Origin of the sequence: Motiliproteus sp. MSK22-1, from assembly GCF_001968815.1 — a bacterium.
GTDB lineage: Bacteria > Pseudomonadota > Gammaproteobacteria > Pseudomonadales > Balneatricaceae > Motiliproteus.
In genome coordinates this window covers 20,111-27,319 of the sequence record NZ_MIEQ01000041.1, presented here as the reverse complement: position 1 = coordinate 27,319, position 7,209 = coordinate 20,111, and the positions used below count along the sequence as shown (strand labels likewise).

Genomic DNA, 7,209 nt, shown 5'->3' with positions numbered 1-7,209 from the left:
TGGGACTGGCCACTTTGCTTCCACGTATCAAGATGCTGTTTCCAGGTCTCTCGAAGGGCTTTCAGTTCATTGGCAGTCATTATGATCTCCTTAATTCAGAGATCATGACCTTAGCTGGCGAGCAGCCCTGGTAACAGGTGGGGTTTATTTACCGCTTACACCTCTTACATCGATAGATGGATTTGCTCCTAGGCCAACCCCTGTCTGTTTTTGCTTGCAGCCAGCATAACTCTGGTCAGTGGGGGGATCCATTTGAAAGTTTGGAACAGCCCGTTAGAAGTGTTCTAACTCTCTTCAGACTGGTAGGCGAGCTTACCCCTGGGTGTGTGATCTACTTCCATCTCACTTACAACTGCCAAGTACCTTTTAGGGTTTGCAATAAAGCCAGAATAAGAGGATCTTGCCGCCGTCTGGACTGGTAAATCAATGACAGGTCGATGGTTGTGTTTTCGATATCAACCTGGACAACGGAGCCCTTTTCCAGCTCAGATGCGGCTAGATTTTCATCAACGATTCCAAGACCGACACCTGCTTTAACCAAGTCTATTGTTGCCTGTTCATCATCTGCTGAAGCAGCAACGTTTGTCGGGGAGCATCCAACACCGAATAAATTTTCCAGTAAGTGAATATAAGGGCATACTGTCGATACCCATATCCAAGGGAGTCGCGCTAGTTCTTCAGGTTTGAGATTGTGCAGCTTATATTGCCAGCTTTGCGGGGCGACAACGATTACCCGGGTTTTCTGTAAATGGACCTTTGCAAGGGAATCCTGTGATGTAGCACCATAAACAAAGCCGGCGTCCATTGTTCCATTGGCCACCTGTTCGCAGATCCTGGCGGAAATGCTCGGAAGCAAGCTGACCTCAAGTTGTGGATAGCAGCACTGTAAACCGGCGACTAACGGAGAAGCTTTTAATAATGAAGGACTGGTATTCAACCCTATGCTCAACTTTCCTTCGATCTTTCCCTGCAGCCTTTTGGCATTATCTGAAAATCTATCCAGGTTTTGCAGAAGTTGCTCCGCTTCCGGTTTTAACTGCCGTCCCTCAAAACTGAGTTCCATCCCGGTAGGAGTGCGGATAAACAGTTGATATCCAAGCTCGTCTTCCAACGCCTTGATTCGGGCACTGACCGAGGGAGGCGTAAGAAAAAGCAGAGAGGCTGCCCGGGTCAGGTTGCGTTCATCGGCAACAGTAACAAAGGCTTTTAGTTGTGCGAACTCCATAACTGGAATCTTTCCATACAAGTATTTGTGCAAATAGGTAGAGGGCAATGGTCATAGTTGAATCAGCGATAGTGATAGCAACTCGCTGACTGACTTCATTGTACGTTCTTCGAGAAATAAATGATTCCTTCAAGAACGTGCTATTTAAGATTGCGACAATTCCATACTGTATGGCCGCTCATGCTGACCTTACTCCCGGCCGTTTGTTATTGGTAAATAAATTCGGTTGAGATAGCTGAACGAGAGTACATCTTCAGGTTGTAATCAGAGCGCTGGTGACCGCCTATTAATATCGTTCTGAATGTGGGTTTTATCAGCTCATTAACACAGTTTGAAGGGTGTAGATACCGCTGTTCGGGCTATCCTTTAAGTAGAGCCGGAACCATCAAATGGAGGTCTTGTCATGACAATATTGGTTATTACAGAGCAAGCCGCTGTCCGACAATGGTTTGAGCGGGTCATTGAGCTAATTCGTTGGCTGTTGCGATATCTACGGGATCTGGTGGAACCAACAGTCTTCCTATAATCTTGCTTACTCTCCCTTTAGTAGCAGTAGGTAATGAAACAAAAGATCATAGGTTATCATCTGGATAAAGAATGTTTTTGGGTAGCCAGACTTGTGTGTGGTCATTTTCAGCACGTGCGGCACCAGCCACCCTGGATAAACCGGCCCTGGACCCAGACGGAAAATGGTCGTCGATCTATGTTGGGGACTGCGCTTGGCTGTAAAAAGTGTGATAGGAATGAGCCCAGGGACTGGCCGGTGGAATAGTTTTATAGCCAGGGAGGTATTTCTTTCTGACCAGTCTACAGGTTCTGAGAAAGACAATCGCTGCTGTGGTTATCCGAAGTATTAGGGTTTGTTTTAGTTGGAATATTTTTTATGAGCGTTAATGAATTACTGTCGCTGGTATCTGCTCACAATCATGAAGTGATAGCATTTTTTGTAACTATTCCCTTGATAACATTTATTTTAAGTTACATGGCTAAACCTGCGGGTAGTCCCGGTGTCGCACATTATGCATTGTCCGGAGTCGTTTACCTTGTCAGTTTTCCGGGAATGTTTGCCGCCACCCTGGTTTTCTATGCGCTACTTATTGCTCATCAAAATATGCTGGAAGTAAATGCAGTGGTCTACTTCCTGCCCATTTTATCGATGGGGTTGGTGTTTTATCTGATACGACGAAAAATGGCATTTGAACGCTTACCTGGCTTTGGGCGATTATCGGGTCTAATGCTTTTACTGCTATTGGTTTGCATCGTCATTCTTTTTCTCTATCGTTTACGGTTCGTTATTGGATTTTTCTCGTCCATTGAATCCCTGGGGGTAATTGCCATTGTCTTATTTCTATTGTTCAAATGGGCAACGGCTAAAATGATGGGCCATAAAAAGTAAGTCGGAGTATGGGGTTGGTAGTTGATCAAAGAATAACCCAATAGAGCCGTCAGTGTGTTGTGCGGCCGCAGAGCATTTTCTTCTCACTTTTTTAACAGAGTTGTCCACAGTATTTGTGGGCAACTCTGTGCTATAAGTTAAGATGCTTGGCTTTCTAGCTACTCTTAGGTCTGCTGAGCGAAATGCTTCGACCTGCCAGGGCAGGAAATTCCAGCAGACGTTGGGAGTCCTGTATCCCGTCTATCCGAGCCTGGGTTGCTGGGAGAAAAGGCGCCGCTTTGCGGAGCGCCATATCCATATGCAGTAACAGGGTTTCCATCGCTGCGAGTTCTTCATTTTTGTCATCCTGCAGCATTGTAAAGAATACCCGAAGTTTCTTACTGTCACTCTCCAGCAATTGAACTTCTACCCGCAGCGGTTCTCCTTCACTGACTTCCTGAAGATAGTGCACCATGCTTTGCAGTGTGTATATGGACACTTGACGTTGCTCTCGGAAAGCTTCGTCAAGGCCGATATGAATCATAAACTCGTCAATTGCTTTGCTGAAAACCGTTACGTAGCAAGCATCGTTCATGTGACCGTTATAGTCGATCCACTCAGGAATCACTTTGCCCTTAAATACTATCATTTTGCCTGTCATTGTCTGGTTTTCTCACAGTGATATTGCTGAAACTTAGGTCGCTTAATACTAATACGGAAGGGTTGATAGACTTGCTCATTTTCGTACACAGCATGTGAATATTCGACAAAAGTATACTGATCTTGGCTGATAGGCCTTACCTAATATGCTGTGCTTATTCTTTGTAGAGGATAATCGTAGCCTGGACTCCGGTTAGACTATTTGCTCCTATCAGCCAGTTTCTTTGATAGCTTGCTGGGTATTTTTACCCTGTTTGTGACTTCATCTCCCCCTTTGCGTTTATTGCCTAATGCGTTACGAACTCTGTAAGCCTCTTTTTGCTCGGTGAGATTACGCAGCTTTTTTTGTTTTCGGGACTTTTTAGCGTACGTGTTCCCGTCATCATTTTCCTTGGCGGATTCATTGGAGGAAGTGGACTGGCTGGATGAACGGGAGGCTTTTTTGATTTGATCCTGTTCTGACGGGCTTGCGTACTGTTTTAAATAATTGCTAATACTTTGTCTTGAATTCGCTAGAGAGTTTGGGCGGGTGGCAGCTTTATCAGCATGTCTGATTTGTTCTGCCTCTACTCCCACAGGAGGCTGTTGGCTGTAGTTGACTGTTCCATCTTTATCATACCATTTGTAGATATCCGCGTGGACGGTGGCAGCTACCCCTAAGGTCAGGAGTGTTATGAGTGATAAAGTGCATCTGTGGAAACAATGCATAATAGCTCGGCCTCCTTAGTCATTGACAGAAGCTTCTTAATCCTGCGAGCTGGCCCCTTTACCTCATTATTGTATCAGTAAAAGAGCGTTGCATAACCTCTCTTTAAGCATTGGTGCCTTAGTTCTCTGTATAGCATCAAACTGGCGAAAGCCCGGTCGCTCATAGTGCGCAGACCGGAATAATTCAGGCCTTAATAACTAAGGATCTAATTGGAAAAAGATGCTGTTATTCGTCAATAGAGCTTTCCAGATAGCGCTGATAGAGGCGATAGGCAAGAGCCCAGCCATAAATGCTTAAACTCATCATCACTATCTGGTGCAAGAGTAAAGCAGCCCACTCCAGGCCTTCGGCGCTGTGAACAATTGAAGAGCCGAGCATTGAAGCTGTTACCGCAACGATACCCCAGGCGAGCAAAGGGGGTAGTAATTCGGATGCCAGACCGGTTGTTGCATTGAAGCTGGACTTCAACGCAGTTATTGGGTCCTGTTGTTGAAGTAATAGATAAATTTCTGAGAAGAATAATTTATAGCCAAAGAATATACCCGGAATAACAAGTAACAACAGACCTGTACCGATCACAATGGCCATCAGAATATTCAGTACGAACAGGCCGGCAAAGCGGGCCAGGGCCATACCGATAGCCTTGCTGACTGAAATCGCACGTCCGTGGCTTACATGATCGATATACAGCATTGCGGCACCAAACTGGATCACATTCAGGCACATGGATACGATCATGATACCGATTGCTGTATTGCGATCGGGGTCTCCTTCCGTTGACATCGTAATGATCTCAAGGAAATAGAAGGGGACACCAGAGAGCAGAGCGATAATCAGCAATGGTTGAAATTGGTTACGCGAGAAATACATCGCTTCGCGGAGCGTGGTCATCATTAGGGTTGTATTCCATTATATATATGGCGCTGCATGCTATCGCGACTGAGCCTTTGTGCCAAGTCCAGCGTAGCAAGAATCAGATTTTATAGCAGACAATGGCGTTTTTTGTTTAAAAAAATCCCGAGGACTCCCTTTAGAACCAGCCGAAGGTTCACAGACAGTTGCTTCACAACCACTTTCTCATTTAGTCTGTAACTTATTCTGTAAATTTAGAGAGCCTATGGCTATAGATATAGTGTGCCTAAGATATAGAGTGCCTACGACCATAGAAAGTGTCTAAAGCTATAATCTGTCTAAAACTATGAAGTGTCTATAACTTCGATCAGGCCGTCAACTCGGACTCAGGATCCCATTTATGCGAATCAGTGAACTCTATGTAATGATTGTTGAGCCTTCCAAGGTGCAGCGTCGGATCATCGAAAACCACCTCAATTCAGTGGGGATTAGCAGCATCGTTGGTTGTAGTACGGGTGAAGAAGCATTGCAAGGTGCCCGCGAAGATACCCCCGATCTATTGATTTCAGCTTTATACCTGCAGGATATGTCCGGCGCTGATCTCCTGAGCCAACTCAGAGGCGATTCGCTGTTGAAGGATGTGGCTTTTGTATTGATTTCCAGCGAAACCCAATTTCGTTATCTTGATCCTGTTAAGCAGGCCGGTGCTACAGCCGTCTTACCTAAGCCGTTTACTGAGGAACAGCTGAACACAGCATTGAAGACCACTGTCCATAACATTGAGCCTGAAGGAATGGCACTGCAGGAGCAGGATCTGGAGTTGTTGAATGTTTTGTTGGTGGACGACAGCCCGCTGGCTCGTAAGTTTATTCGAAAAGTGCTTACTGGTCTGGGTATCCGTAATTTCGTCGAAGCCTGTGATGGTCAAGATGCCCTGGAGAAGATGAAAGACAATTTCTTTGATTTGGTGGTGACTGATTACAATATGCCTAACCTTAATGGTAAAGAGTTGACTGAGCAGATTCGTAAGCGAAGTACTCAGCAATCGGTACCGATTCTGATGGTGACCAGCGAAGAAAATCAAGGGCGGCTTTCCGGTGTTCAGCAGGCGGGAGTGTCTGCTATGTGTGATAAGCCGTTTGCAGCTGAGGATGTCCGGCAACTGTTAGCCAGCTTATTACCTGATTCCTAATCCGGGCATCTGCTGAAATTCCCACTTTCTGACGGGTCGGGTTGACAAGCTTTCAATGCAAGTCAGGTTTCTGAATTAGACAGCTAAGGGATCTGGTGGTGTTTTCCTCGCTGTCTAATTTTCCGTCCGAGTGAGGTTTGAATCAATCAGCCATAACTTGCCAGTTGGTCCAAATGAGGCTGAATATCTCCAATATTCTGCTGCAACCAGTCGTGATTGTAATAAGTGTCCAGGTAACGCTCGCCACTATCGCACATCAGCGTGACAATAGAGCCCGTCTGTTGTTTTTCCTTCATTTGTCTGGCTGTTTGCAGGACTCCCCATAAGTTGGTGCCGGTTGATGCTCCTGCTTTACGACCGATAAGACTTTCCAACCAATGAATTGTAGCGATGCTGGCAAGATCGGGAACCTGTATCATATGGTCAATGACATCAGGTTGAAAAGAAGGTTCTACCTGCGGGCGGCCAATGCCTTCGATACGACTACCATGTTCACCAATGAGGTTGCGATCTTTACAAATATAGCTGTCATAAAAAACAGAGTTTTCCGGATCAACTACGATCAGTTGGGTATCGTAGCCTTTATATCGGATATACCGGCCCAGGGTTGCTGACGTGCCGCCGGTGCCTGCGCTCATAACAATCGTATGAGGAACGGGATAGGGTTCCTGTTCCATCTGGCTGAAAATACTCTCTGCAATATTGTTGTTACCCCGCCAGTCAGTAGCTCTTTCAGCGTAAGTAAACTGGTCCATAAAGTATCCGTTTATCGATTCAGCCAAGTGTAAAGATTCGGAGCGCATCTGGGTCGCACAGTCGACAAAGTGACAGTGGCCACCGTAGAGTTCAATCTGCTGGATTTTGCTGCGAGCGGTGCTGCGAGGCATAACTGCTATGAATGGAATGCCAATCATTCGTGCGAAAAAAGCTTCAGATACAGCAGTGCTTCCAGAGGAAGCTTCGACCACAGTTGTGTCACTATTTATCTTTCCATTACATAAAGCATACAAGAAAAGAGACCGAGCAAGCCGGTGTTTAAGACTGCCGGTGGGGTGAGTGCTTTCGTCTTTAAGGTAGATATCGATACCGGCCAGCGCTGGCAGATCCAGCTTGATTAAATGGGTATCGGCAGAGCGTTGATAGTCAGCTGAAATTTTTCTGATCGATTCTTTGACCCAGTTATGCATTATTTCTTC

At 45.8% G+C, this 7,209-nt stretch carries 9 protein-coding genes; 4 read left to right on the top strand and 5 right to left on the bottom strand.

Annotated features, from left to right (window positions below; genetic code table 11):
* Positions 1 to 346: 346 nt before the first annotated feature.
* Positions 347 to 1,225, bottom strand: coding sequence for a LysR family transcriptional regulator (locus BGP75_RS10575; protein ID WP_076718557.1), 879 nt, complete (start codon positions 1,223 to 1,225; stop codon positions 347 to 349).
* Positions 1,226 to 1,628: 403 nt separating this feature from the next.
* Here BGP75_RS10575 and BGP75_RS27585 point away from each other — a divergent pair, with 403 nt between their 5' ends.
* From BGP75_RS27585 to BGP75_RS10565, 3 genes are all read left to right on the top strand, one after another.
* Positions 1,629 to 1,751, top strand: coding sequence for a hypothetical protein (locus BGP75_RS27585; protein ID WP_255395933.1), 123 nt, complete (start codon positions 1,629 to 1,631; stop codon positions 1,749 to 1,751).
* Positions 1,752 to 1,784: 33 nt separating this feature from the next.
* Positions 1,785 to 1,997 carry a DUF3565 domain-containing protein gene (locus tag BGP75_RS10570; RefSeq protein ID WP_076718555.1) on the top strand — a complete coding sequence of 71 codons (213 nt, stop codon included), beginning with the start codon at positions 1,785 to 1,787 and terminating at the stop codon, positions 1,995 to 1,997.
* A gap of 111 nt (positions 1,998 to 2,108) precedes the next feature.
* The gene (locus BGP75_RS10565) at positions 2,109 to 2,621 is read left to right on the top strand and encodes a hypothetical protein (RefSeq protein ID WP_076718552.1); all 513 of its coding nucleotides are present in this window, start codon (positions 2,109 to 2,111) and stop codon (positions 2,619 to 2,621) included.
* Between the two features lie 154 nt (positions 2,622 to 2,775).
* Here the strand turns inward: BGP75_RS10565 and BGP75_RS10560 are convergent, their stop codons facing one another.
* The 3 genes from BGP75_RS10560 to BGP75_RS10550 form a co-directional block, all read right to left on the bottom strand.
* Positions 2,776 to 3,249, bottom strand: a complete 474-nt coding sequence (locus tag BGP75_RS10560) for a thioesterase family protein (RefSeq protein WP_233152906.1) — start codon at positions 3,247 to 3,249, stop codon at positions 2,776 to 2,778.
* Between the two features lie 209 nt (positions 3,250 to 3,458).
* The gene (locus BGP75_RS10555; RefSeq protein ID WP_076718548.1) at positions 3,459 to 3,968 is read right to left on the bottom strand and encodes a DUF4124 domain-containing protein; all 510 of its coding nucleotides are present in this window, start codon (positions 3,966 to 3,968) and stop codon (positions 3,459 to 3,461) included.
* A 226-nt stretch (positions 3,969 to 4,194) separates the two neighbouring features.
* Entirely contained in the window at positions 4,195 to 4,863 is a 669-nt protein-coding gene (locus BGP75_RS10550) for a YciC family protein (protein ID WP_076718545.1), read from the bottom strand.
* Positions 4,864 to 5,221: 358 nt separating this feature from the next.
* On the opposite strand from BGP75_RS10550, the gene BGP75_RS10545 reads away from it, so the two are divergent.
* The gene (locus BGP75_RS10545; protein ID WP_076718542.1) at positions 5,222 to 6,013 is read left to right on the top strand and encodes a response regulator; all 792 of its coding nucleotides are present in this window, start codon (positions 5,222 to 5,224) and stop codon (positions 6,011 to 6,013) included.
* A 146-nt stretch (positions 6,014 to 6,159) separates the two neighbouring features.
* On the opposite strand, the gene BGP75_RS10540 is transcribed toward BGP75_RS10545, so the two are convergent.
* Positions 6,160 to 7,200 (bottom strand): PLP-dependent cysteine synthase family protein, encoded by a 1,041-nt coding sequence (locus tag BGP75_RS10540; protein ID WP_233152905.1) that lies wholly within the window; start codon positions 7,198 to 7,200, stop codon positions 6,160 to 6,162.
* Positions 7,201 to 7,209 lie beyond the last annotated feature (9 nt).

Bases quoted from the DNA above. Each gene is read 5' to 3' on its own strand.
- BGP75_RS10575 (WP_076718557.1), bottom strand. From the start codon at position 1,225: ATGGAGTTCGCACAACTAAAAGCCTTTGTTACTGTTGCCGATGAACGC.
- BGP75_RS27585 (WP_255395933.1), top strand. From the start codon at position 1,629: ATGACAATATTGGTTATTACAGAGCAAGCCGCTGTCCGACAATGGTTT.
- BGP75_RS10570 (WP_076718555.1), top strand. From the start codon at position 1,785: ATGAAACAAAAGATCATAGGTTATCATCTGGATAAAGAATGTTTTTGG.
- BGP75_RS10565 (WP_076718552.1), top strand. From the start codon at position 2,109: ATGAGCGTTAATGAATTACTGTCGCTGGTATCTGCTCACAATCATGAA.
- BGP75_RS10560 (WP_233152906.1), bottom strand. From the start codon at position 3,249: ATGATAGTATTTAAGGGCAAAGTGATTCCTGAGTGGATCGACTATAAC.
- BGP75_RS10555 (WP_076718548.1), bottom strand. From the start codon at position 3,968: ATGCATTGTTTCCACAGATGCACTTTATCACTCATAACACTCCTGACC.
- BGP75_RS10550 (WP_076718545.1), bottom strand. From the start codon at position 4,863: ATGATGACCACGCTCCGCGAAGCGATGTATTTCTCGCGTAACCAATTT.
- BGP75_RS10545 (WP_076718542.1), top strand. From the start codon at position 5,222: ATGCGAATCAGTGAACTCTATGTAATGATTGTTGAGCCTTCCAAGGTG.
- BGP75_RS10540 (WP_233152905.1), bottom strand. From the start codon at position 7,200: ATGCATAACTGGGTCAAAGAATCGATCAGAAAAATTTCAGCTGACTAT.